At 48.5% G+C, this 23,230-nt stretch carries 23 protein-coding genes; 3 read left to right on the forward strand and 20 right to left on the reverse strand.

Annotated features, from left to right (window positions below; genetic code table 11):
- Positions 1 to 87 precede the first annotated feature (87 nt).
- The 8 genes from JMF85_RS22375 to cyoE all read right to left on the reverse strand — a co-directional run bounded on the left by JMF85_RS22375 (position 88) and on the right by cyoE (position 9,171).
- Positions 88 to 909, reverse strand: a complete 822-nt coding sequence (locus tag JMF85_RS22375) for a carbohydrate ABC transporter permease (protein WP_054799339.1) — start codon at positions 907 to 909, stop codon at positions 88 to 90.
- A 1-nt stretch (position 910) separates the two neighbouring features.
- Positions 911 to 1,894, reverse strand: coding sequence for a carbohydrate ABC transporter permease (locus tag JMF85_RS22380; RefSeq protein WP_127608358.1), 984 nt, complete (start codon positions 1,892 to 1,894; stop codon positions 911 to 913).
- 64 nt (positions 1,895 to 1,958) lie between these two features.
- Positions 1,959 to 3,302 carry an ABC transporter substrate-binding protein gene (locus JMF85_RS22385; RefSeq protein WP_141335538.1) on the reverse strand — a complete coding sequence of 448 codons (1,344 nt, stop codon included), beginning with the start codon at positions 3,300 to 3,302 and terminating at the stop codon, positions 1,959 to 1,961.
- 136 nt (positions 3,303 to 3,438) lie between these two features.
- Positions 3,439 to 4,218: a response regulator transcription factor gene (locus JMF85_RS22390; RefSeq protein ID WP_127608356.1), complete on the reverse strand. Its 780-nt coding sequence runs from the start codon at positions 4,216 to 4,218 to the stop codon at positions 3,439 to 3,441.
- On the reverse strand, positions 4,215 to 5,567 hold the full coding sequence (locus tag JMF85_RS22395; protein WP_201318937.1) for an ABC transporter substrate-binding protein: 1,353 nt from the start codon (positions 5,565 to 5,567) through the stop codon (positions 4,215 to 4,217). The genes JMF85_RS22390 and JMF85_RS22395 overlap by 4 nt, the downstream gene beginning before the upstream one ends.
- 2 nt (positions 5,568 to 5,569) lie before the next feature.
- Positions 5,570 to 7,372: a cache domain-containing sensor histidine kinase gene (locus JMF85_RS22400; RefSeq protein ID WP_127608354.1), complete on the reverse strand. Its 1,803-nt coding sequence runs from the start codon at positions 7,370 to 7,372 to the stop codon at positions 5,570 to 5,572.
- Between the two features lie 235 nt (positions 7,373 to 7,607).
- Positions 7,608 to 8,141, reverse strand: coding sequence for an RDD family protein (locus JMF85_RS22405; protein WP_141335535.1), 534 nt, complete (start codon positions 8,139 to 8,141; stop codon positions 7,608 to 7,610).
- 112 nt (positions 8,142 to 8,253) lie between these two features.
- Positions 8,254 to 9,171, reverse strand: a complete 918-nt coding sequence (gene cyoE, locus JMF85_RS22410) for a heme o synthase (RefSeq protein WP_141335534.1) — start codon at positions 9,169 to 9,171, stop codon at positions 8,254 to 8,256.
- Between the two features lie 184 nt (positions 9,172 to 9,355).
- Here cyoE and JMF85_RS22415 point away from each other — a divergent pair, with 184 nt between their 5' ends.
- Complete coding sequence (locus JMF85_RS22415) at positions 9,356 to 9,961, forward strand: TetR/AcrR family transcriptional regulator (protein WP_201318938.1); 606 nt, start codon at positions 9,356 to 9,358, stop codon at positions 9,959 to 9,961.
- 110 nt (positions 9,962 to 10,071) lie between these two features.
- Here JMF85_RS22415 and JMF85_RS22420 read toward each other — a convergent pair whose 3' ends face one another.
- From JMF85_RS22420 to JMF85_RS22455, 8 genes are all read right to left on the reverse strand, one after another.
- Positions 10,072 to 10,731 (reverse strand): ABC transporter ATP-binding protein, encoded by a 660-nt coding sequence (locus JMF85_RS22420; RefSeq protein WP_054796613.1) that lies wholly within the window; start codon positions 10,729 to 10,731, stop codon positions 10,072 to 10,074.
- On the reverse strand, positions 10,728 to 12,380 hold the full coding sequence (locus JMF85_RS22425) for an ABC transporter permease (protein ID WP_141335531.1): 1,653 nt from the start codon (positions 12,378 to 12,380) through the stop codon (positions 10,728 to 10,730). Before JMF85_RS22425 ends, JMF85_RS22420 begins: the two co-directional genes overlap by 4 nt.
- A 2-nt stretch (positions 12,381 to 12,382) precedes the next feature.
- Positions 12,383 to 13,486 (reverse strand): Fe(3+) ABC transporter substrate-binding protein, encoded by a 1,104-nt coding sequence (locus tag JMF85_RS22430; RefSeq protein WP_054796612.1) that lies wholly within the window; start codon positions 13,484 to 13,486, stop codon positions 12,383 to 12,385.
- 123 nt (positions 13,487 to 13,609) lie between these two features.
- Positions 13,610 to 15,031: a sensor histidine kinase gene (locus JMF85_RS22435; RefSeq protein ID WP_201318939.1), complete on the reverse strand. Its 1,422-nt coding sequence runs from the start codon at positions 15,029 to 15,031 to the stop codon at positions 13,610 to 13,612.
- On the reverse strand, positions 15,028 to 15,705 hold the full coding sequence (locus tag JMF85_RS22440; protein ID WP_155615131.1) for a response regulator transcription factor: 678 nt from the start codon (positions 15,703 to 15,705) through the stop codon (positions 15,028 to 15,030). Before JMF85_RS22440 ends, JMF85_RS22435 begins: the two co-directional genes overlap by 4 nt.
- Positions 15,706 to 15,877: 172 nt before the next feature.
- Entirely contained in the window at positions 15,878 to 16,519 is a 642-nt protein-coding gene (locus tag JMF85_RS22445) for an S-layer homology domain-containing protein (RefSeq protein ID WP_054796611.1), read from the reverse strand.
- Positions 16,516 to 17,154: a hypothetical protein gene (locus JMF85_RS22450; RefSeq protein WP_201318940.1), complete on the reverse strand. Its 639-nt coding sequence runs from the start codon at positions 17,152 to 17,154 to the stop codon at positions 16,516 to 16,518. The genes JMF85_RS22445 and JMF85_RS22450 overlap by 4 nt, the downstream gene beginning before the upstream one ends.
- Positions 17,154 to 17,354: a glycerophosphodiester phosphodiesterase family protein gene (locus tag JMF85_RS22455; RefSeq protein ID WP_201318941.1), complete on the reverse strand. Its 201-nt coding sequence runs from the start codon at positions 17,352 to 17,354 to the stop codon at positions 17,154 to 17,156. Before JMF85_RS22455 ends, JMF85_RS22450 begins: the two co-directional genes overlap by 1 nt.
- 321 nt (positions 17,355 to 17,675) lie before the next feature.
- Here JMF85_RS22455 and JMF85_RS22460 point away from each other — a divergent pair, with 321 nt between their 5' ends.
- Positions 17,676 to 18,368, forward strand: coding sequence for a helix-turn-helix transcriptional regulator (locus JMF85_RS22460; protein ID WP_164751850.1), 693 nt, complete (start codon positions 17,676 to 17,678; stop codon positions 18,366 to 18,368).
- An 89-nt stretch (positions 18,369 to 18,457) separates the two neighbouring features.
- On the opposite strand, the gene JMF85_RS22465 is transcribed toward JMF85_RS22460, so the two are convergent.
- From JMF85_RS22465 to JMF85_RS22475, 3 genes are all read right to left on the reverse strand, one after another.
- On the reverse strand, positions 18,458 to 19,549 hold the full coding sequence (locus JMF85_RS22465) for an NAD(P)-dependent alcohol dehydrogenase (protein ID WP_201318942.1): 1,092 nt from the start codon (positions 19,547 to 19,549) through the stop codon (positions 18,458 to 18,460).
- A 102-nt stretch (positions 19,550 to 19,651) separates the two neighbouring features.
- Positions 19,652 to 20,584: an alpha/beta hydrolase gene (locus JMF85_RS22470; protein ID WP_201318943.1), complete on the reverse strand. Its 933-nt coding sequence runs from the start codon at positions 20,582 to 20,584 to the stop codon at positions 19,652 to 19,654.
- A 38-nt stretch (positions 20,585 to 20,622) separates the two neighbouring features.
- A complete protein-coding gene (locus tag JMF85_RS22475; protein WP_201318944.1) occupies positions 20,623 to 22,275 on the reverse strand; it encodes a flavin-containing monooxygenase in 1,653 nt (550 codons plus the stop codon).
- 336 nt (positions 22,276 to 22,611) lie between these two features.
- On the opposite strand from JMF85_RS22475, the gene JMF85_RS22480 reads away from it, so the two are divergent.
- On the forward strand, positions 22,612 to 22,806 hold the full coding sequence (locus tag JMF85_RS22480; RefSeq protein ID WP_054796608.1) for a hypothetical protein: 195 nt from the start codon (positions 22,612 to 22,614) through the stop codon (positions 22,804 to 22,806).
- Positions 22,807 to 22,822: 16 nt separating this feature from the next.
- Here JMF85_RS22480 and JMF85_RS22485 read toward each other — a convergent pair whose 3' ends face one another.
- A complete protein-coding gene (locus tag JMF85_RS22485) occupies positions 22,823 to 22,960 on the reverse strand; it encodes a hypothetical protein (RefSeq protein ID WP_155615124.1) in 138 nt (45 codons plus the stop codon).
- Positions 22,961 to 23,230 lie beyond the last annotated feature (270 nt).

Below are 23,230 nucleotides of genomic sequence, written 5' to 3' on the forward strand. Positions count from 1 at the left end.
TTTATTGAAAACGAAAGGGTTGTCCCTTGTCATGAATGATGACTTGCGGGACAACCCTGGCCATTTTTTTCAACTTACGGATAACCTTTATCCCTTGATTGAACCTGCAAGCAGCCCCCTGATAAAATACCGGCTCAGGAACATATAAACCAGCAGTGTAGGGAGTGCGGCCAAAATAGCTCCGGCCATCTGCACGTTCCACTGCACAATCTGACTTCCGGACAGGTTTTGAAGGGCGACCATGATGGGCTGCTGCTTCTGTGTCGTGAGCGTAACGGCAAACAAGAATTCGTTCCAGACGCTGGTGAACTGCCAAATACCTACGACCACAAATCCGGTTAACGATAAGGGAATCATCATATACCGATAAATACCGAAGAAGCCGTTTCCATCGATTTTGGCCGATTCAAGCACTTCATTGGGAACGCCGACATAAAAATTGCGGAACATCAAGGTACAAATAGGCAGGCCGTACACAACATGAACGAGTATTAATCCGGGAATCGAATTGTACAGCTTGATCATTTGCAAAAATTGTATCAATGGAATAAGTATGCTTTGGTACGGAATGAACATCCCGAACAGCATCAGCGTAAACAGGACGTCCGCGCCTTTAAACTTCCATTTGGATAAAATATACCCATTGAGCGATCCGAGCAGGGCCGATAGCAGCGTAGCCGGGATGGCAAGCAAGAAGCTGTTCGTCAAATTGGGGATCAGCTTCTTAAAAGCCTCCTGATAACCGCCCAAGTTAAAATGCTTCGGCAGCGCCCACATTTGATCTAACGTAATTTCTTGCAAGCCCTTCACACTGGTGATCAGCATGACATAAATCGGAACCAGATATAAGATCGCAAGTACGATCAGTACCCCATACAACAGCGAACGGTTGAAGCGCTCCAGCGACATGTTACTCTTCCCCCTTGCGCATGTTGAAAATCAAGTAAGGAACAATAAGTAAGGAGACAAGAAGCAGCATAATCATGGCGATACCCGCACCTTGGGCATAATGATTGCCGCGGAAGGTCGTTTCAAACATATAGACACCGGGAACATCCGTCACAAACATGGCGCCTGGTCCTGTCATCGCATAGACCAAATCGAAAATTTTCAACGAAATATGCGCTAAAATAATAATCAAGCTCATCGTAATGGGCTTCAATTGCGGCAATATGACCTTCAACAGCACCTGCCATTCCGTCGCTCCATCCACCCGTGCCGCTTCCCGCAGGTCTTCAGAGATTCCCCGTAACCCGGCCAGATACATGGCCATCGCAAAACCGGACATTTGCCAGATCGCAGCGATCGCTACAGCAATAATCGCTAGCGGCAGTCCGAAATCAATCTGCCCCAGATGAATTTTGGGAACAATCTCCGTACTTACAAACCAAGACGGGACATTCGTCATCCCTAGTGACTTGAGAAGTAAATTGATTCCTGTCGTCGGGTTTAGAATCCACTGCCACACTACCCCGGTCACGACAAACGAAAGCGCCATCGGAAACACAAACACATTGCGAAAAAAAGCTTCGCCGCGAATTTTCCGGTCAACCATAATCGCCAGAAACAGTCCGATGAGCATCCCGCCCGCAATGAAAAGAATCGTAAATGTCAGTGTGTTTCTTAAATCCGACTGAAAACGAAAATCCTGAAACAGGAATTGATAATTGCTAAAGCCCGCAAAAGCAAAATTTTTGACTAATGTGTTCCATTCCGTGAATGAGACAAAACCTGTCCACGCAATAAATCCATAAACAAAAATGGCGATCGCCGCTAATGAAGGCAGAAGCATGAGGATGGGCACGAGCTTCTCCGACTTCCAGACGCTTCGCCGGCCTGACGCGGGAACGGGTTGTTTGGTATTCAATGGTCTGGTTGAACGGGTAGCGTTCATCTGATCACACTCCAAGACAAAGGGCCAGATGTCTGGTCTGCCATCTGGCCCCGTCGATTTTTCCCTACTTCTTCATACCGTTAGCATCCTGTGCCTGTTTGAGCGCTTTCGCCGCCTGCTCGACGTCGCCCTGCGTTACGAAAATATTGATGGCTTGATTAGCTTGGGTCGTAAAGCCTTCCGGTGCAGCGGAGCCGTGTGCCATACTTGGGGTCAGCTTGCTCTTCTTAAAGTCTTCAATCGTCGTTTTACCATAAATGTCGTATTTGGATGCATCTGCATCAATACGAGCCGGAATCGATCCCTTCAACGGATTGAATACATCCTGACCTTCTACAGAACCGAGAACCTTTAAGAATTCTTTGGCAGTTGCTTGATCTTTGGAAGCTTTAGGCAGTGCAAAAGTATCCGTTATGACCATAAAGCTGCCGTCTGAATTCGGCGATGCGACCCACCCGAAATCTTCATTAGCTTTTAATTTCAGATCCGTTGTAAAATACCCTTTGGCCCAGTCCCCCATGTTGTTCATGGCTGCTTCCCCTTTGGCGACCAGTTGGGCGGCATCCTGCCAGTTACGGGCAGCATGATCTTTATTGATGTAAGTCAGCATCTTTTTAAAGGTTTCCAGCGATTTTTTCACCCGTGCATCGTCAAAAGGAATTTCGCCGGTCCACAGTTTCTTGTAATCGTCAGGACCGAACTCGCCGAGCAGTACATTCTCAAACAGCATCGTTGCCGTCCAAGGCTCTTTGTCGCCGAGCGCAAGCGGAGTAATCCCTTTTGCTTTTAACGCATCCGCCACCTTGAAAAACTCATCAAATGTTGTTGGTGCTTTCAGTCCGTTATCGTCAAAAATTTTCTTGTTGTAGAATATCACATTTCCACGGTGAATATTGACCGGAACCGAATAAATATTGCCGTCCTTGCTGACCATGTCGATCAGGTCCTTCGGAAACTTGGCCTTCCAGCCTTCGCTATCATACAGATCGTTCAAAGGACTTACTTTATCCGCGGCAACCCATCCGGTGTTCAGCTCCGCACCGCCATGCACCTGGAATGAAGATGGAGGATCTCCGCCCTGCATACGGCTTGCCAGAACGGCCTTCGCATTTGTTCCTGCTCCGCCCGCTACCGCGGCGTTAATGACCTCGATATCCGGGTGCTTTTCTTTAAACAGCTTTATAAGTCCTTGAAGTCCCGCTTCTTCACCTGCTCCCGTCCACCAGCTGAAGATTTCAACCTGTTTTTTTTCCGCATTCGCCTTTGGGGCGGGCGTATTTGCCCCCGCTGACGGAGCCGGGCTTTCTTTTACCTCAGTCGTGTTGGCGTCAGTGTCTGCGCCGCAAGCCGTTAAGAGCGTGCCCGCCAGGGTTACAGCCGAAAGCGTAAGAGACAATTTTCGTTTCACAGTTACTACCCCTTTCAAGATTGCTTTTTATGAAAGCGCTTTACAAAATAATCTTACTCAATTGGAGAACCTCTTTGAATGAGGTAAATCTATCTTTTATTCTGTTTTCTTGCACAAAATTTGACATTCCCCTCCTTTATGCATGACGTGCGCGATAGTCGCCCGGCGACATCCCCGTCTGCTTTTGAAACCATTCGCTGAAATATCGGGGATTGGGATAGCCCACCGCCTCGCCAACCTGGTAAATTTTGAGATTGGTACAGCTTAGCAGCTCACAGGCTTTTTCAATTCTCATATGCGATAAATAGTCGCTGAACGATTTTCCTGTTTCCTGACGGAATAACCGGCTTAAATAATTGGACGTGACAAACAACTCTTCAGCAATTTGGGTGAGATGGAGATCTTCCGTGAATCTTGAGCTCATCATCTGAAGAGCCTTTTTAATCAGGTACGAAACGGGCTCCTCCGGCGCCTTTGGTTGTGCGGGCTGCCGCTTGGCAGGCTTCTCTTCTTTGCCGCACAGCTGCTTGGCTTTCTGTAAGACTGCTTCGATCTCTTCGACATCCGTGGGCTTAAGCAGATAATCCATAGCGCCGAGACGGATCGCTTCCTGGGCGTATTTAAAATCGCCATGGCCGGTCAGGAAAATAACTTGAATTTTCGATGGCAAGCGATGGTTATCTTCCAATAGGCGTAATCTTGCGACGAGCTCCAGGCCGGTCATATTGGGCATGCGTATATCCGACACAAGGATGTCGACAGGATGGCCTTCGATATAATTCACAGCCTCAAAGCCGTCCTGAAATACTTGCACCAGATCAATACCGAGAAGCTCCCAATGGATATGTTCGCTTAACCCTTCCCGAATCCAGGCTTCGTCATCGATAATAACAGCCCGGCATGCAGCAGCGCTCATCGATTTTCCTCCGTCCTATTCAGATTCTTTTTGATATGCCCGGAAAGCTGACGAAGTTCATGCGCCGCCTCCATAAAGGTTTCTCTCGGGTTGGCATATAAGGTAACGATTTTGGCCAGCGCCTTATCTTCGATATCAACCATAGCCGGATAATAAGTAATTGAAGGTTCTGCTTTCGCAATATCGATGCTCTCCAGAATTAATGAAAAATCGGGTCGCGACACTTTAAAGGACGGATCACTCAAAATGGAACGTCTGGCTGGAATCCCCCCTCGCTGAGCATAGATCATCCCTCCGCGTTTACCGGTCGCAAACTCGAGAAACTTCCATGCATCCAACGGATTCGTGGAACTGGCATTGATCGCGAGCGTCCAACCATGCTGAAACGGGATACGGCGGAGATTACCGTTCTGGTCCTTGGTGCCGGGAATTAAAGAGATTTGAATCGAATCTGTATAAGGACTAGCGGCTTGCTTGATCATCGGATATGCGGAATTCCAATACGGCGCCGCCATGGCCACTTCCCCTGAAATCAAGGCATCGCGCGTTCTGGAAAAATCCCAGCTCAGCATATCCTGCGGCACGAGCTTCTCTTTCACCAGTTGTTCAAGGTATTCACCGGCTTGAATGGACTCCTGTTGATCCAGCAGTACCTCCCCGTCGTTCTCCTTCAAAATATCTCCGCCAAACGACCATAATAGAGAGGCGAATATTTTGGAGCGTTCCTCCGGTACAACGGCAGGCATCGCTAACCCCCATGTCGTAGGGGATTCCGGGTTATGGCTTTTGGTATATTTCCGGGCCTCCTTGAACAAATCATCCCAGGTTTCAGGAACGCTTGAAATTAAATCACTGCGATAATAAAGAAAATGGGTGCTAATGTCCGTCGGCAGCGCATAAGTCGCTCCCTGGTAACGGTAGACGGAAAGAAAATCATCGACATCGAACGACGGCAAATCCGTCAAATGGGGATTCCTGATAAAGGAATCCAGTGGAAGAATCGCATGGGCGGAGGCAAATTGGGCAATGGACGTGTTCGGTACGGAGACGATGTCAAACGAGTCTGTACCCGCCAGCAGCTGCGTACCAACCGATGTAAAATACACATCTCTGCCCAATTCAATATATTCCACCTGGATACCCGTCTCCGCTTCAAAAGCCTGCGAAATCTGACGCATCGCCGCAGATTCCGTCCCCGTACGAATAAGCACCCTGATTTTTTTGGTTTCTGGTGGAACTTTCACCGTCTCGATGGTTACTTGATCCAGCAAAACCAAACTGCTCAGTGCCCAAATCAGAAGGAGCACGAACGCAATAAACATCAGTCCATTGTATTTAAAGCGCTTCAAAGCTATGCCTCCTCAAATAACGGGTTTGACGGAGACAAACCATAAGGTATGGTTATCTTGACCAGCGTTTCGAGTTGCTCGCTTTCCGTTAGCTGTATGCCGTACCTCTGACCGAATGCCAACTGGATTCTTTGCTGGACATTTCGAAGACCGACATGCACGCTTGGGGAAGCGTCCTGCAGTAAACGGTTCACATGTTCCAGATCGATAGGCGAACCCGTGTTGGATATTAAGATACAAACCCGGTTTTCCATTTTTCGGGCACTTATCGTCACTTTACCGCCCGCCGGATTTTTAGATACACCATGTTCTAAAGCGTTTTCAATTAAAGGCTGAAGAATAAGCGGCATTACACGTACTTCTGAAACAGAGGGCTCCAGATGAATCTCATATTGCAGCTTATCCCTGTAGCGAAAAGATTGAATTTGCAAATAGTTCTCGATATGCTCCACCTCTTTTCTCAGTGTTGTCCATTCCTGTCCCGCAGATAAGGTGAACCGGAAAAACCTGCCCAAAGCCGTTACCAGCTTGCTTATGGATTCCGCTTTATGTTTCTTGGCCATCCAGTAAATCATGTCGAGCGTATTATATAAAAAATGCGGATGAATCTGCATTTGCAGCGCCTGCAGCAGCGCCTCCCGCTTTTCTTTCTGCTGCCTTTCGTTCTCCCGAATCAGATCCTGAATCCGGTCCATCATACGATTGAAGTTGAATTGTAAAATACTGATTTCCTGAATCGAACCTTGAGTTTCCCGCACATGAAGACTGTCTTTCGAAGCAATGGACATTAAGCGGGCCAAATTAATGACCGGCTTGGAAATCGCGGTAGCCAGCAGGATCGAGACGATGACGGAGACAACGGCTCCGCAAGCGGCAATGATCAGCAGATATTGCAATATTTTTTGATTCGGACCAATCAATTCTCCTAAAGGAACAACTGCCGTCATTTTCCATCCGCTGAGTTTCGAGATGTCGGAGGCAAGCAGCCATTTCCCGTCAACAATCCTCAGCCCTTGTCCCTGGAGAGGCAAAGACCTTATCGCTTCATTTATTTTATTGTTCTGAAACAACTGGGGATCCTGCTGGTAAATAACATCTCCCGCTGCGTCCGAAACCAACAATGATCCTGTTGAGCCGATTTGAACCTTACGGAGATACTCACTGATAAACGAATCGTTAAATTGAACAAACAGATACCCGCGAAGCACCCCCGTATTGCTGTCAATAAGGCGCCTTGCTGCCGTCACGGAAGCGCGAACCGGGGTTTGGAAGCCGTCCTTCGGGCTATATATCGCCCTCTTTTCACTGAACCAGTTCATTTTTAAGGACTTGTCCTCTACCTGATCGATGACAAATTGATAGTTCGCATGATCGACCTGCTCGTAGGCATAAAATGAATTCTCCGTCGATAGAACCGTACGATCCGAAGTGATAAAAGAGATGGCGCGTATGTACTCCAGCCTGCCGCGAAACAAGTTGGAATAAACCAATTCTTTAAACCTTTGATTGGCATCAAACAACCGGTATGGAGAATCTAACGGACCCTTTAAAAAATCAAGCGACTGCTCATATAGTAAAGTCCATGTGAGCCGGTCGATTTCTGATAGATTGGCGTCCAGAGCCCGATGAGTCTGTTCAACGGTTTGCAGCAAATATTGGCTCATCTGCTTTTGAAAGATTTCATTTTCCTTCTTGTAGGTAATATACGTGATGACCACCAGAGGAAAAATCATGAGCAGAAGAAAGACGGACAGCAAAATAGTCCGAATGGAAATCGGTTTGCTGAAGGAAATGAAAGCACCCACCCTTTCTTAGATATCCGCATTAGGTTTAAATTAACATATATGGAATGAGATGTTTGTCGAAACGAGTTGCGAGAGAAGGAGTTTCTTGCAATATATAAAAACTTAATCAATCGTCATTGTTTTAATTTTTATAAATTTGGCTCTGTTCAACTTGATTGTAGATTTTCGGATATAAGAAAAACCACCCATTAAAAAGGTGGTTTAACTCCTTCTAAGGATGGAGCTCAATGAACGCTTAATCCTTATATCTTACAACGGTTCCCGCAATAAAATCATAAAGAGTTTGTTTATTTTTGCTGATAAAGGCGCATAGCAAGTAAATGAATACCCATCCGTAGACCGTGGCCAATAAAATATAAATTATATAATCGGGATACCCTGACGGAATGACCATGTGCCATATGGTGAAATGGGACAGCTCCCAAGGGATGAATTTAAGGGCAGAACGGAAAAGAGAGCGGCCAAGACCGCATGGTTGACCGTGCACGTCAACCACCACGATCCCCATTCTTTGCTTTCCCCATGTCGCGTGCGATTTCGACCCCTCACATAAAGCAAAATAAAGATAAACAGGAAGCGTAATTAATAAAAAACCAGTGATCTCCGCGGACAAAGCACTTGCTGTAAACAGTGGAATCAGTATAGGTTTTGCAATATAAAATACTCCGATCAACAGGATGATGTAACCTAATATAATAATATAATCCCACAAAAAAGAAATGATTCGGGTGCCAAACGATACGCTTTTTAGATTACCATAACTTTGCATAAATCCAGCCCTCCTGACGCCCATAAGAACATAACAAAGTTAAGTATTCGGATTTTATAACCAATTATCCTGCACGTTAGTTGTCAAAACAACAGTGAGATGTAACAGAGAGTCATAAATTTAAAAAAATTCCCATCAGAGAATAGATAATTACAGTTGAAAATAAGATCGTCATATGAAGCAGGGAATAAACAAACATTGATTTTGCCCATTTCTCTGAATCCATCTTTTTATAACCGAAAATACTTAAAATAAGCCATAGAACACTTAAAAGAAGCGCGACTAACATAAGACCAAGGCTTAAAGACCCAAAAAGAAAACTTATTGCAATTAAAACAATTAAATAAATATTAGTTTGTATATAGGTTCTTTTAACACCTTTGACTACTGGAAGCATAGGAACCTTCGCAGCCTTATACTCATCGTGCTTCCGGATAGCTATAGCATAGAAATGCGGCATTTGCCAAATAACTGTAATCGCAAACAGACCAAGAATGGCTGGATGTGTTATGTCCGGATAAATAGCAGCCCATCCTATAAGAGGCGGCATTGCTCCAGAAATACTTCCAATCTCCGTATTATAAATGGTTCTTCTTTTACTCCACATCGTATAGGGGACCATATAAAAAAACAAACCCAGAAACCCTAGGAATGCTGCCAGGGGAGTTGTTAATGCAAGAGTTGCTATGCCGAGAATAGACATGAAGATACCAAGCCCTAATACCGCTTTAGGCTTTATTTCTCCTGTTACAGTCGGTCTGTTTTTAGTTCTCTCCATAATAGAATCTATATCTCGGTCATATAGGTTATTAAAAGCTCCGGCTGCACCCATGACTAAAATCGAACCAATCAAAGCAAATAACATTTCCGGAAATTTCTCAATAGGACTGATTTGATAGGTATATAATGCCAAGGTTAATCCGGCAAACATCGGAATCAGGTTTGATTTAATAATTCCTGTTTTAATCGTTTGTGCCAAAATTTTTGACAAAGACTGTTTCTGCGTAGTAAGGCTTTCTTCCCTTCTCATGATGACCCTCTTCCCCTTTTACTGGATTATCTATAATGATCGTACGTCAATCCAGAATGACATTGTTGATGGTTACTTCCAGCATAATGATAAATGATAATTTGCATACCTTTCGGAATTTATATACTATATGGTATGTTAATGCTGCATGGTATGATTGTCAAGCGAGAGGGGGGGAAGAAGAATGGCCAGACGAAGATTAACCCAAGAGGAGCGAAAAAAGGAAACACGGCAATTACTTTTAGAATCAGCTGTTGAGACCTTTGCTCAATTAGGCTTTCACGGAGCTTCTGTTGATAAAATTGCAGAATATGCCGGATTTAGCAAAGGGGCGGTTTATGCTCATTTTAATTCCAAAGAAGATCTCTTTCTAGCCATATTGGAACAACAAATGCTATTACATGTGGAGAACATCCATCAAGTCATAGACCAACAGCATTCACTTTCACATTTTATCGAAACAATGGATGAATATTTCCTTTCCGTTAGGCAGGAAAATCGAACATGGAGCATGCTGAACATGGAATTTCTTCTTTATGCGATGCGTGAAGAATCGGTACGCCATAAATGGTCTACCATGATAACGGAATCGGTAGAACAAATTTCCAAGGCCATTGAGAAATTGATGTCGAAAGAGAATCATGATTCTACTCTATCTACGAATGAAATGGCATGGACTATTCTTTCGTTAGAAAATGGTTTAGCTATCTTTTATTATATTAGTCAAGACCGTGTGCCCCTTCATCTATATGGAAAAGCACTACAACATATGCTCCTGTCCCCACGTTAGTTCGAGTCTGCCGGATATTGGCCGCTTGGTATGCCTTCTCACCGCATCATAAAAAAGAGGGCCTTTCCCGGAAGGTCTATTTATGACCTTATGGGAAAGCCCCCTTACGTTTATTGGAACACCAGCTGTCTGGCTTCCATCTCGACAATCCGATCGCAGATCGCATCGGCATCTTCCCGGTCATGGGTGACAAGGATCGAGGTAATGCCTGCCGCCCGGAGCAGCGCTTGCAGCTCCCCTCGGATCTGGCTCTTCAGATCCGCATCCAGGCTGCTGAATGGCTCATCCATGAGCAGCAGCTGCGGCCGCGGCGCGAGTGCCCTCGCGAAAGCGACGCGCTGCTGCTGGCCGCCGCTCAGCTCATGCGGATACCGCTTGGCGAAGCCGCTCAGCTGGACAAGCTCCAGCATATCGGCCAATCGCGCCGCACGCTCCGAGCTCGGCAGCCGATGCAGGCCGAACAGGATGTTCTGCGCGACCGTCAGGTGCGGGAACAAGGCATAATCCTGGAACACCATGCCGACGCCGCGCGCCTCCGGCTGCACGAATACATTCGGAGAAACCATTGTCACGCCGTTAATGGTGATATGCCCCGAGCTCGGCTGCTCAAGGCCGGCGATCAACCGAAGCAGCGTGCTCTTGCCGCAGCCGCTCTGTCCCAATATTCCCACAATCTCCCCTTGCTTTAATTGAAGCGAAAAGCCGCTCAGCACGCTCCCGCCGGCCTTCGAATAATGATACGATATATCCTGAAGCTCTATGAAGCTCATCTCGCATTCCTCTCCCCTAACCAATGATAGAATACGACGGACAAAATCCCGACCGCGATAATCATGAGCGAAGGCACGGATGCCTGATGGATCTGCTCATCGCTCGCATATTGATAGGCCTTGGTCGCCAGCGTATCGAAGTTGAATGGCCTGAGCAGCAGCGTCAGCGGAAGCTCCTTCACGATCTCCATGAACACAAGCACTAGCCCGGCCAACACCGATCCGCGTATCATCGGCAGGTCTACCTTGAAGAACGTGCGCGTCATTCCGAGACCGAGCATGCGCGACGCCTCGCTGTATCGATTGCCGATTTTGTCAAAACCAGCCTCTACCGCATTATAACCCACCGCCAGAAAACGAACGGTATACGCAAATACAAGCATAACAAGCGACATGCTCAGCACGAGCTTGCCCGCTCCCAGGCCTAGCTGCTCATAGACGCCGGCAAGCTGCCGGTCAAGCGACAGGAATACGGCGAGCACGCCGATGGACAGGACTGCTCCCGGGATGGAATAACCCATCGCAATTACACGGCTCATCATCCTTGAGAAGAAGGTTCGCCCGTAGCGGTTCACATTCGCCACGATGACGGCCAGAAGCATAATAAGCGCGATCGAGACACCTGATAGGACGAGCGAATTATTCAGCATGCCTGCGAACCTCATGTCCAGCACGTCATGGTACGTCCACCCGGCCCAGACGATCATCTGGAGTACCGGAATGATGAATGACAATGAAAGCACGATCGTACTGAAGACGACGGCTGCGGCAGCCTGAATGCCGCGCAGCTTCCTCCGGCGCAGCGGGGTCGAACGGCTGACGGTCGAATGGTATTTCTTCCGTCCGCGTAGCAGGCGTTCGATGACGAACAGCCCTATGATGACCATCATGAGCAAGGCGGACAAACGCAGCGCCGAATCGATGTCGCTCATGCCGAACCAAGTCTTGAAAATGGCGGTTGAGAATGATTGAATGCCGAAGTGCTTGGACACGCCGTAATCGTTCAGCACCTCGAAGGCAACCAGGCTTGCCCCCCCGACGATCGCCCCTTGCGACAGCGGCAGCACCACTCGAAGGAAGATATAGACGGGCCCCTTCCCCAGCAGTCTTGCATTGTCAATGAAGGCGGCGCTCTGCTTCTCGAGGAACGACTTCGTAATCAGATAGATGTACGGGAACAAGAACAGGGTGAAAATAAAAATAGCGCCCTTCATGGACATGATATCGAAGTAACTCTGATTGACGGTCCATCCAAGCTTATTGCGCATAAAGGTCTGCACGCTGCCCGTATAACTGAGCATGGAGCCGTACGTGTAGGCCGCGATATACGGAGGCATAGCCAGAGGCAGTACGAATGTCCAGGCAAAAAAGCGCCGCAGCGGGAAATCGTATGCCGCTACGAGCCAGGCTAGCGCAACGCCGATCATGACGGCAAACGCAACCGTGCCGCCCACGAGCCGCAGCGACTCCAGCGCGTAATCGACAAGCATATACTCCCTGATATGCTGCCAATTCTCATTCGGCTTGCGGAATAGGCCGATCAGAATATAAAAAGACGGAAGAAGGGCCGCCATGGCCCCAATTCCACTAAGGATTACCCATCCATTTAACTTTCGTTTCAAGTCCCTCAACAAGGTGGAAGCCATCATATTTATTTCCAGTTCACCTTGTTCATGATCTCTATAGCCTTCTTGTTATGCTCGCCCAGCTTCGAGAAGTCGAGCTGCTGCACCTTGAATTCGCCCCACTCCTTCAGCAGCGCCGGCTTCTCGGCTTCGACATTGACCGGGAATTCGAAGCTTCCGGCTGCAAGCGTCGTCTGTGTCTCCTTGCTTGTCAGATACTCGATCAGTTTGACGGCGTTCTCCTTGTTCTTCGCATGCGCAGTCAGTCCGACGCCGCTAATGTTAAGATGCGTGCCGGTCGTGTTCTGGTTCGGGAAGAAGACGCCGATCTGCTCGGCTACCTTGACCTCCTCCGCTTCCTTCGAATGCAGCATCTGTCCAACATAATACGTATTCATGATGGCCACGTCGCCAACCTTGGCGGCGATCGCCTTCGCTTGGTCGCGGTCTCCTCCATCCGGCTTTTGAGCCAGGTTGTTCACCAGCCCCTTCGCCCACTGTTCGGCTTGCTCTTCGCCATTCAGCTCGATCAGCGATGCGAGAAGCGATTGATTGTACAGGTTGGAAGACGAGCGCACGAGCACTTTGCCCTTCCATTTCTCGTTTGTCAGATCCTCGTAAGTGGACAACTGATCCGGCGTTACCCGGTCCTTGGCATAAACAATGACGCGTGCGCGGGTAGCATAGCCGATCCAGTTATTATCCTTATCGCGAAGATTCGCCGGTACGTTGGCATTCACGACATCGGACTGGACGGGCTGAAGTACGCCGTTCTGCTTCGCGTAGTTTAATACGCCGCCATCAACGGTGATGAACAAATCCGCCTCGGAACTCTCGCCTTCCCGTTTCAGGCGCTCCACCAGCTCCTCGGCCGTACCTTTGATCTCATTGACCTTAATGCCTGTCCGCTTCTCGAATTCGTCGAAAATTTGGAAGTCGATATCGTAATGGCGTGCCGTGAATATATTAACGACCTGCTCCTTCTTCGGCGCTTCAGTGCTAGCAGGCGCCTCCTTTGCCGGAGCATTGCCCGCTTCTTGATTCCCTGTATTTCCAGCGCCGCAGCCTGCCAGCGCTATGGCCATCATTAGCGTTAGTACGATCATGCCCACGAAGTATTTCTTTCTCATTTCGGTCCGACCTCTCATTCTGATAGTTTATTTGTGATAATGAATATCATTACCAACTCATTGTAACGAACGAAAATGAGAAAATGCTGTGAAAACGAAAAAAGTTTTCTATTCGTGCCGCACTCACTTGATCTTCTCAGGAAACGTAACCGTTACGGTTGTACCTTCATTCAGACGGCTGTCTATTTGAATCGTTCCGCCGCAGCCCTCGGCCAGCCGCTTGGCAATGGACAAACCGAGCCCATAGCCGCCCTGCTCTCCGCTTCGCGACTTATCCGCGCGGTAGAAGCGGTCCCAGACGTAAGGCAAGCTTTCCTCCGAAATCCCGATGCCGCAGTCGATCACCGCAAGGGTGGCTTGCCCGTCAGAAGCCGCTCCACGGATTCGAACGGTGCGGCTGTCGCCTGAATATTTGACCGCATTGTCCATGAGGATAATAAAAATCTGCTCCAGATGCTGTTCGGAAATCGCAAGCCTGATGCCCCCCAAGTCTTCGAGCTCCGCTTCGAATCGGAACGACGGGTACAGGGCGGCTGCATGCTTGATCAGCCGCGACAGAATCGGCGTCGGGTCTGCTTCCCTTGCTTCGTCGCCGCTGACAGACCGCTCCGCCCTCGACAGACGAAGCAGCTCTTGCACCAACCCCTTCAAGCGGGCCAGCTCGTGAAGGGAGATGTCCAGCGACTCCTCAAGAACGGCCGGGTCCTGCTTGCCCCAGCGCCGCAGCATGGCCAGATGACCCTCCAATATCGCGATCGGTGTCCGCAGCTCATGCGACGCGTCCTCGACAAATTGCCGCTGCTGTGCGAAGGAGCGCTCGACCTGGTCCATCATTTCGTTGAATAGGTTCATCAGCGAATGGATCTCGTCCTTCGATCCGGTAAGCTGGATCCGCTCTTGAAGCCCATTCTGCTTGACGCGCCGCATCGTTTCGTTCATCGCCTGAAGCGGCCGCAGCAGTTGGCGCGCCAACAGTCTGCCGCCGAAGGCACTGACCATGACCGCCCCCAGTCCGCATAGAAGCATCACTTGCAGGAAAGCGTTGATCAGCTTCTCGAAGTCTTCCATGCTCTTCACGATTTCAACGGTGCCATGGAATTCAAAGATCGTAAACGGGCTTCGCATGACCAGCATGTTATCCAGACTGAACGATTGGTTATCGTTAGCCCTCAGTACAGCGTCATTGTCCGCTATCCACTCATTCGGAAAATCATCCGATACCGCAATGATCGGCAAGCCCTTCTCATCGAACACGCGGATAAGCTGGGAAGATTGATTCACCTTCTCCAGATAGCTGCGTATGCGCGAGTACTCAGACTCCTCGAAGCGAAACTCCTTCTCCAGCAGCACATTCAGTATTTCCCTCATATCCTGCTGTGTGCTTGCCTGCTCCTCCTTAATCATCCACCGCTCGACGAATACATATTGGACGATGTTATAAGCTCCGAACAGCAGGAACAGCAAGAGAGCTGACCATAGGGTCAGCTTCCATTTGATCGGTAGAGCGTGATAGCATATAGGAAATCGGTAACGTTCCGCCTTCATTTGCGCATCACATAGCCAATGCCACGAACCGTCTGGATATAGCTGGCTTCTCCTTCGGTATCGATCTTGTTGCGGAGATAACGCACATAGACGTCAACGACATTCGTATCGACTACCGTATCGAAGCCCCACACCATATCAAGCAGCGTCTCCCTCGGCAGCACGCGGTTCAGATTTTTCATGAACGTCTCCAGCAAGGCATATTCCCGTTTCGTCAGCTCAATCGTTCTGGAGTCCTTGGTTACAACTCTGGCATCCACATCGAGAACAAGATCATGGAACGCAAGCAGCTGCCGCTGCTGTTCCTCCGCCTCCTCCTGCCTGCGGAATACGACACGTATGCGCGCAAGCAGTTCCTCGATTGCGAACGGCTTTGGAATATAATCGTCAGCGCCGTTATCCAGACCGGATACGCGATCCGTCACGCTGTCTCTGGCCGTGATCATGATGATCGGCACCTTCTTGGCGGCTCTGATCTGCCTGCATACCTCAAGTCCGTCCATTGCCGGGAGCATCAGATCGAGAAGAATAAGATCCCAGCTCTCCCGGATTGCCAGTTCAAGACCGCTCTTGCCGTCCGCTGCGAGCGCAATCTCGAACGCTTCATGGCGCAGCTCCAGTTCGAGGAACCGCGATAGATTCTTCTCATCCTCAATTAGCAATATCCGTTTCATCCTTCGCCCGCCCTAATCGCATCTACATTCTCTATTGATCTTCATTGTAAATGATAATATTTCTCAACGTCAATCATGAGAATTAACAGATGAGGCCCGATTAGCTTGAGATTCAGCTAATGCGGGCCTCGGCAATGACATGCTGGAAGATCCTCTATATCCTAAATCATGTTTACGGGAAAAGTTGAAGCTTGTTCATCAAATTGTAAACGGCTTGCACGCTTTCGGCACGGTTGGCTTGACCTTGAGGTACCATCAGTCCCTCGCTTCGGCCGGAGATTAGGTCGAATTGATAAGCCGCATTAACTCCTTCTTGCGCCCACGCACTCATATCTTTAGAGTCGCTGAAGGCGCTGATCGCATTGCCCGTTGCTCGCCGTTTCGTCTGAAGTTCATAAGCCCGTACCAGAAGGACCGCCATTTGCTCACGGGTTATGGTCCGGTCAGGCGCGAACAAATCCGGCTCTACCCCTTGGACGAGGCCCGCCTGGGAGGCTGTGGCGATCGGGGACGCATACCACTTGTCGGCCGACACATCGCGGAATGATGCCGAAGGCTCGGGATTCAAGCCAAGCAGGCGTACCAGAAGTGCCGTAAACTCCGCACGGGTGACCGGCTGCTCCGGGGAAAAGAGAGTCTGGCTTGTCCCTTCCACAATATGTTTAGCCGCAAACTGCTTAATGACCGGCGCAGCCCAGTGATCGTTCGGAACGTCGGAGAACGTTTTCTCGAACTCCAGCACGCCATATTTGCTAAAATGATACGTTTGTCCTTCTACGAATTCGTCTTTTACCCGACCGCTGACGAATGTCAAGTCCCCGTTATCACTAATATGGTATAAGCCTGCAAGCCTCGGATTCGTGTCTGCGCGTTTTGCTGCACATTCCCGTTCGACTGGCTTACCGCGTTTTTCAACACCGATGCAGGCAGGGTTATCTGTATTCCCGAAGCCTGCACTTCAAGCAACTTGGAAACCAGCCAATCATCAACATTGGCAGGCAGCACGAGCTGCTGCTGTTCGCCCTTAAGCTTGAATGAACCTTGGGCGGATTTGAGCTCTTCTGCTGAAGGTTCATACTTCTTCGGATCGGTATTGACGGATGAAGGGGTTGAACCGACTGAGGTGTCGGTATCCGTGTTGGTATTATTACGGTTTGGCAGCACTTGAATGGCCGCCTCGTACTTGGCGTTGCCATAAACGGCAGTGATCACGCTGGTTCCCGCCGCCAACGCCACAATGGAGCCCGGCCGCACAGCTATCGTATCCGGATGACTGCTTGTAACTGCAGCAAAGGCTGTAACGTCCAGGCTGGGGCCATTCCTATAATCGGCATAGACAGCCAGCGAAACCGTATCGCCCGCATACATGGATGCCGGAAGATCTCTGATTGCGACAGCCTTCAATTCAGGTTGTTCCGGTTGCTGCGGAGATTCCGTCTCTTCTCCCATCACCGTGTTTCCATCCAGTTGGCGTAATCCGTAATGGTCCCTGGCAGTCCCATTTTCATCAAATCCTGCATATCTTTCTTGGTCTCAACCGTATAGGCGTAGATCGGGAATCCCCGGTGCTTGGCATACGAGACCAATTCCGGCGTAATCGCATTGAAATCGATATTTAATAACGTGTTCTCCTGGATGTTATCCGTCACGACCTGTTCAGCGGATTGAAGCGCTATCCCCGGAGACGGCTTGACACCTGCATAATTGTAGCCTCGCCCCAGCTCCGGATTTAACCGGGCGTTATCTAGGTATCAACGGATTGTTAGGATCATGTAAAGACCACCGCCGTTCACCAAATGTCGCTATTTCATCTCTACCCACAATTTCTTCTCAACATCCATCCTTTTTAGTGCCTGAAGATTTCATAAATATCACAATGTAAGCGGTTGTAAAATGTTTATTTATGCTTTATAATTTTTTCAACCGCTTGAGTTCATCTGAGAATGACTTTCCAAAAGGGAAGTGATTGGTTGCTCGATACTGTGATGAAAGATTATCTCCAGATGATTTACACGGCCGCATATCATGAAGACAAGATCGTCCTCACTGCAAGAGGATTCACGGAACTCTTCCCTTTTTCAGGTGTTCATTTATACAGTTATTCGCCGTTAAGCGAGATTATCGAAGGCATTTTGCAAATTACCGACCAGGGAACCAGCCCCTTGAAAATTCGAGACGATGTGCGCAACCTCCCCCTTCTTCGTAAAGCAATTCGAATACAACAAGCGGTGTATGCCGAAGGATCAGAATTAATTCGGCTTTCGCCTGAGAAGTATTTGAAAATGGAATTTTACAAGTCTTTTGTCTTAGCCGTTCCTATTCCTTGTAATACAACAGTAGTTGGATATGCTTGTCCCGGGCAATATACAGGCTCAAAACCGATAGGCGACGATCTTCTTCAGGCACTCACTTTATACGGGCAGCTGGCAGGTAAAGCCATTCGATCTATGAATCCTATTGATAACCCTAGTAAACTGAGCGACCGTGAGATCGCAGTTTTACAAAGAATGTCTTTTGGAGAGAGTGTGAAAGAGATGTCGGAGTTTATGGGGATTAGTCAATTCACCGTTCAGGATTATGTTAAATCCGTGACCAAGAAAATGACTGCGCACAATCGGGTTCAAGCTGTCGCAGAAGCGATACGGCAGGGAATCATAAAATAACATGTAAAAAGCGAGGCCATCTAAATGAAAATCAAGCTCCAGACAACTTCGCTGGAGCTTGATTCTCTGCAAGAAATACTTCGGAATACCTACATTTTCAAGACCGGCTTAACCGTTTTCCCCGTATGCGAATCCTCAAAAGCCTCATTGATCTCATCAAAATTGTAAAACTTAATCAGTTTATTGAACGGGAATTGACCACGTTTGTAATACTCAATTAACTTCGGAATAAATACCTGCGGAACAGCGTCGCCTTCAACCACCCCAACCATTGTTTTTCCATCCGCCATCAGATCTTGGTGGATATTGAACGTTACTTCTCCCGTTGCCCCGACAATGGCGACTGTCCCTCTGTTTTTTAACGCTTGTACGGATTGGCGCACGACCACAGGAACTCCCGTCGTTTCGATGGCATAGTGGGCCCCCCCATTCGTCATCTCTTTGATTTGTGCTACCACGTCCACCACTTCTTTTCCATTTAATGCATGGGTGGCACCCAGCTCCATGGCTAACTCTAAACGATGATCATGTACATCAATGGCTATAATTTTAGAACATCCGGCAATTTTCGCAGCCATGACTGCACTAAGCCCAACCGCGCCGCATCCATATATGGCAATCGTAGAACCGAATTCAGGCTTTAATTTATTCAATACCGTCCCGCTTCCGGTTTGGATTCCGCAGCCTAGTGGTCCAAGCAGGGCCAGATCTACATCTTTGTCTACTTTTACGAGGTTTTTCTCGTTGGCCACGACATAGGTGCTAAATGAAGATTGTCCGAAAAAAGTGGAAACTTCCTGCTCCTTATAGAAGATCCTGTGGGTGTGATCGCTCATCCTTCCGCCAAAATTCAATGGGTTTAACTCGTTGCACGTTGTTGGATGCCCAGTTAAACATTCCTCGCATTGGCCGCAGGAAGAAAAAGATAGGACAACATGATCCCCTGGACGCACAGTCCTTACATTGAATCCAATTTTTTCTACAATCCCGGAGCCCTCATGCCCTAGAACAGCCGGCAACGGTACAGGAGCGATTTGGTCTCTGACTATGGCATCCGTGTGGCAAACACCCGATGCCACAACTTTGATTAAGACTTCATTCTCTTTGGGTTCCGACAGATTCACCGTTTCTATTTTAAAAGCCGAGCCCTTATGATGGGTTACGGCAGCTTTGATTAACATAGGAAGACCTCCCTTTTCCATGGATTAAATTTGTGGTTCGATGACCTGTGGGCCAATCCTTTCGCCATCTCCATAAATATATTTGTTAATCCTGTCTGGTATTCATCTGCCAGAGACCGTTCTCAAATAATTAGCCACCCGATCAATCGCATGCTTCCCTTGATCCAATATCCCTGCAAACCAAAAGAATCCGTGAATCATTCCTTCATAGCACTCGTATTCCACGGAAACCCCGGAATCTTTCAGACGGGCTGCATATTGAGCTCCCTCATCGCGAAGCGGATCATATTGAGCTGTAAGGATTAGTGCGGGAGGCAGCCCGCTTAAACTATTGGCGAGCAACGGGGAAACATATACGTTCTGAATGTCATCTTCGGATCCCAGATAGTGCTTCCGGAACCAAAGCATGTCATCTTCGGTTAGATTATATCCTTGGCCATTTTCTTTGTACGAGTTGCTATTGCAGGAAAAGTCAGTCACCGGATAGAGCAATACTTGAGAAACAATTGCAGGTCCTCCCCGCTCCTGTGCCAGGATTGCAACAACGGCTGCCAGGTTTCCCCCCGCACTGTCTCCGCCGACAGCTATTCGGGAAGCATCTCCTTGAAAGGTGGATGCCTGATTGCTTACCCATTCAAGGGCAGCGTATCCATCCTCAACAGGTACCGGAAATTTATATTCGGGAGAGAGCCTGTAATCTACGGAAACGACAACCGAACGCGCAGCATTGGTAAGATTTCGGCACGGTCTATCCACGGTTTCCATATCACCGAACACATAGCCTCCACCGTGAAAAAAGACGAGAATGGGAAAGGGGCCTTCCCCCTCGGGTCTATAAATCCGGACTTTAATTTGACCATCGGGAACAGAAATATGGCGGTCTTCCACCTGGGCAACCGCTTCAATTTCTCCACCCAGAGTGTGCATCTGGGCGAATAAGGCCCGACTTTCTTCAGGTGTCATCATCTTCAATGGCGGTGTGCCACCCGATTTGATTAAATCCAAGAATGCCGCTGCTTGAGGATCCAAAGTCATGATAATATAACCTCCTTTGCCAATCTCTGATTATATGCTTAGTGGATGGAAAAGGATATCAAAGAGAATCCCTCGTAACCCTTATCCGCAACTTCGTTGCATATCTGGCGGTAGGGTCCAACACCCCCCAGATAAATCGGGAATCCAAGCGGCTTATCTGCGATATTCGCACCCGTGTACCAGGAGTCGGTCTTGGTATAGAGCGTGGAGTCGGCCACCTCTCTGCAATGCTTGCTCCATCCCTCTTCTGCCTCCGCCTTGGCCTCAATCGTCTCCACACCATGCTCGCGCATATATTGGATACAATCCGCAATCCATTCCACGTGCTGCTCAATAGATACAAGCATGTTGGTCACGACGGAAGGACTCTCAGGACCTGTAATCATGAAAAAATTCGGGAAACCAGCGGTAGCTATTCCGAGGTACGTCCTTGTCTGCGCTCCCTCCGCCCATTTTTCCTTTAACGCCGCCCCGTCTCTACCACGGATATCGATTTTGAACAACGGTCCTGTCATCGCGTCGTAGCCGGTAGCAAAAACGAGGATGTCCAGTTCATACTCCATATCCGATGTTCGCAGCCCCTTGGGCGTGATCTCCTGAATAGCCGCTTGCCTTACATCTACTAAGGTAACGTTCTCGCGGTTATAGGTCTCGAAATAATTGGTGTCTATCACTGGACGTTTGGTGGCGAAATAGTACTTTGGCATCAACTTCTCGGCCACCGCGGGGTCAACTACGATCTCCCGTATCTTGGAGCGGACGAAATCGGCGATAGTCTCGTTGGCTGCTTCGTCAAAGACCAAGTCCTTATAGGTAAACGGAAGTGCTTGCCCGCCTTGCTCCCAGGCCTCCTCGAATACCCGCTGGCGTTCTTCCGGTGTATCATCGAGCACCGACCGATCACGGGGCATATACGGAGTGCCCATGAACGATTCGCGTATTTGTCGTTTAATCGCACTGTAGTTGTCTTTCGTTTGACGTATGAATTCCGGGTCCAACGGATGGTTTTGCGCTGGCGTGCTATACTGTGGGGTCCGCTGAAAGACCATTAGGCGGTCTGCCTCTTGTGCAATGGCCGGTATGACCTGAACGCCCGTACAGCCGGTACCAATGACACCGACCCGTTTACCCTGGAAATCCACCTTGTCGTGCGGCCAATGTCCGGCGTGGTACCAGTCACCCTCGAAGCTATCTAAGCCCTTAAATGCAGGAATACTGGCGGCAGAAAGACAACCTATTCCCGTGATGAAGTACTTAGCCGATACGCTAGTGCCATCGTCCATGTTGATTTGCCATCTATTCGTCGTCTCGTTGTAATGAGCAGCAGTGATGCGCGTCTTGAATTGGATGTCCCGACGCAGGTCGAACTTGTCTGCCACGTAGTTGAGATAGCTTAGGATTTCAGGCTGTTCGGCGTATCTGGAAGACCATGTCCATTCCTGAAGAAGCTCATCAGAGAAAGTGTAGTTATAATAGATGCTTTCAATGTCGCAGCGCGCTCCGGGATAACGATTCCAATACCAAACACCTCCAACCCCATCGCCTGCCTCGTAAGCACGGGTGGAGAAACCTGCCTCACGTAGGCGATAAACCATATACAAGCCCGAAAATCCTGCCCCGACAACGACCGCGTCGAAGTTGGCAACCTCCTTCGTTTCAGTTTTCTGGTGTTTCTGTTGAGCAGCGTTCATTCTTGTTCCTCCCTTACCTAAGTAGACTCCCATGTTCGCCGAGGCAGTTGTCTTACCTTGAAGTTAAGCGCTTACATGTTTCATTTTAGAGCTTAGCTCCCGATAGGAAAATTCCCAAAATTCTTTAATTTTCACACCTTAAAATCTACATATTTTCCTGATATTAGGCATAGCCCTCCCCCGAAACAGGGGTGCATCCAATACTTGATTTCCTTAAGCTCTCGTAGCAGGCCCTTTGCAGCTGAACAAAAAAAGCTGCCAGTCGGCAGCATCAATTATTTGTATGATTTTAACTTCCAGTAAACCCAAAGCCATTTTTCCATAGGAGATTAGACAATGAAAAACGAAACAAAGAAGATGATCGCATACTGGGTAACTACCATATTCGGCCCGGTGAGTTTCGTAATCGGCGATTTCCTCTTCATCACCCACGGGGAGCACCAAGTGGAGCAGCTGAACCACAAAGAACAGATCGTCAACACGATCTGCCGCCAATTACTATGTAGTAAAACAAGCGGTGAGATACGATGATTCACCTTCAGGGGGTTCACTCCCCATCCTTTGCTGTCATGGGCTTTTTCCCAAGGTTCAATCGATCCACAATTTGATCGACTGCTTCTTGTTTCATGCTGCTGTTCGTTATCAGCTGAGAGAGAATTTTCGTTACATCGATAGATGTCTTCATGATTTATCCCCTATTCAGTATTTTTTGAGGTGTTGTAACCAACTCAGCGAGCTTGTTACGTACTGCCTTTATGGAAGGACTCCGCAGATCCCCGTTGGCCTCCCATTCCTCCGCGGTCATCATGGTCTTTCTGAAGAATCCGCACTCTGGTCGCTTTTGTTCATCTTCACCAGTGACCGAACACCAGGTTATCATACTCATACTATAGACTTATTCTACCCATAAAAAAATCCCCAAAGCGGGGGAGAAGGAGGGGGGAATTTCCGTGCT

Origin of the sequence: Paenibacillus sp. EPM92 (genome assembly GCF_016586185.1) — a bacterium.
GTDB lineage: Bacteria > Bacillota > Bacilli > Paenibacillales > NBRC-103111 > Paenibacillus_G > Paenibacillus_G validus.

Excerpts from the sequence above, each read along its gene's own strand:
- JMF85_RS22415 (WP_201318938.1), top strand. The coding sequence starts at position 9,356 with ATGGCCAGACGAAGATTAACCCAAGAGGAGCGAAAAAAGGAAACACGG.
- JMF85_RS22430 (WP_054796612.1), bottom strand. The coding sequence starts at position 13,486 with ATGAGAAAGAAATACTTCGTGGGCATGATCGTACTAACGCTAATGATG.
- JMF85_RS22405 (WP_141335535.1), bottom strand. The coding sequence starts at position 8,141 with ATGCAAAGTTATGGTAATCTAAAAAGCGTATCGTTTGGCACCCGAATC.
- JMF85_RS22390 (WP_127608356.1), bottom strand. The coding sequence starts at position 4,218 with ATGAGCGCTGCTGCATGCCGGGCTGTTATTATCGATGACGAAGCCTGG.
- JMF85_RS22480 (WP_054796608.1), top strand. The coding sequence starts at position 22,612 with ATGAAAAACGAAACAAAGAAGATGATCGCATACTGGGTAACTACCATA.
- cyoE (WP_141335534.1), bottom strand. The coding sequence starts at position 9,171 with ATGAGAAGGGAAGAAAGCCTTACTACGCAGAAACAGTCTTTGTCAAAA.
- JMF85_RS22475 (WP_201318944.1), bottom strand. The coding sequence starts at position 22,275 with ATGAACGCTGCTCAACAGAAACACCAGAAAACTGAAACGAAGGAGGTT.
- JMF85_RS22465 (WP_201318942.1), bottom strand. The coding sequence starts at position 19,549 with ATGTTAATCAAAGCTGCCGTAACCCATCATAAGGGCTCGGCTTTTAAA.
- JMF85_RS22420 (WP_054796613.1), bottom strand. The coding sequence starts at position 10,731 with ATGAGCTTCATAGAGCTTCAGGATATATCGTATCATTATTCGAAGGCC.
- JMF85_RS22450 (WP_201318940.1), bottom strand. The coding sequence starts at position 17,154 with ATGGGAGAAGAGACGGAATCTCCGCAGCAACCGGAACAACCTGAATTG.
- JMF85_RS22470 (WP_201318943.1), bottom strand. The coding sequence starts at position 20,584 with ATGACTTTGGATCCTCAAGCAGCGGCATTCTTGGATTTAATCAAATCG.
- JMF85_RS22375 (WP_054799339.1), bottom strand. The coding sequence starts at position 909 with ATGTCGCTGGAGCGCTTCAACCGTTCGCTGTTGTATGGGGTACTGATC.
- JMF85_RS22380 (WP_127608358.1), bottom strand. The coding sequence starts at position 1,894 with ATGAACGCTACCCGTTCAACCAGACCATTGAATACCAAACAACCCGTT.
- JMF85_RS22435 (WP_201318939.1), bottom strand. The coding sequence starts at position 15,031 with ATGAAGGCGGAACGTTACCGATTTCCTATATGCTATCACGCTCTACCG.
- JMF85_RS22440 (WP_155615131.1), bottom strand. The coding sequence starts at position 15,705 with ATGAAACGGATATTGCTAATTGAGGATGAGAAGAATCTATCGCGGTTC.
- JMF85_RS22485 (WP_155615124.1), bottom strand. The coding sequence starts at position 22,960 with ATGAAGACATCTATCGATGTAACGAAAATTCTCTCTCAGCTGATAACG.
- JMF85_RS22425 (WP_141335531.1), bottom strand. The coding sequence starts at position 12,380 with ATGATGGCTTCCACCTTGTTGAGGGACTTGAAACGAAAGTTAAATGGA.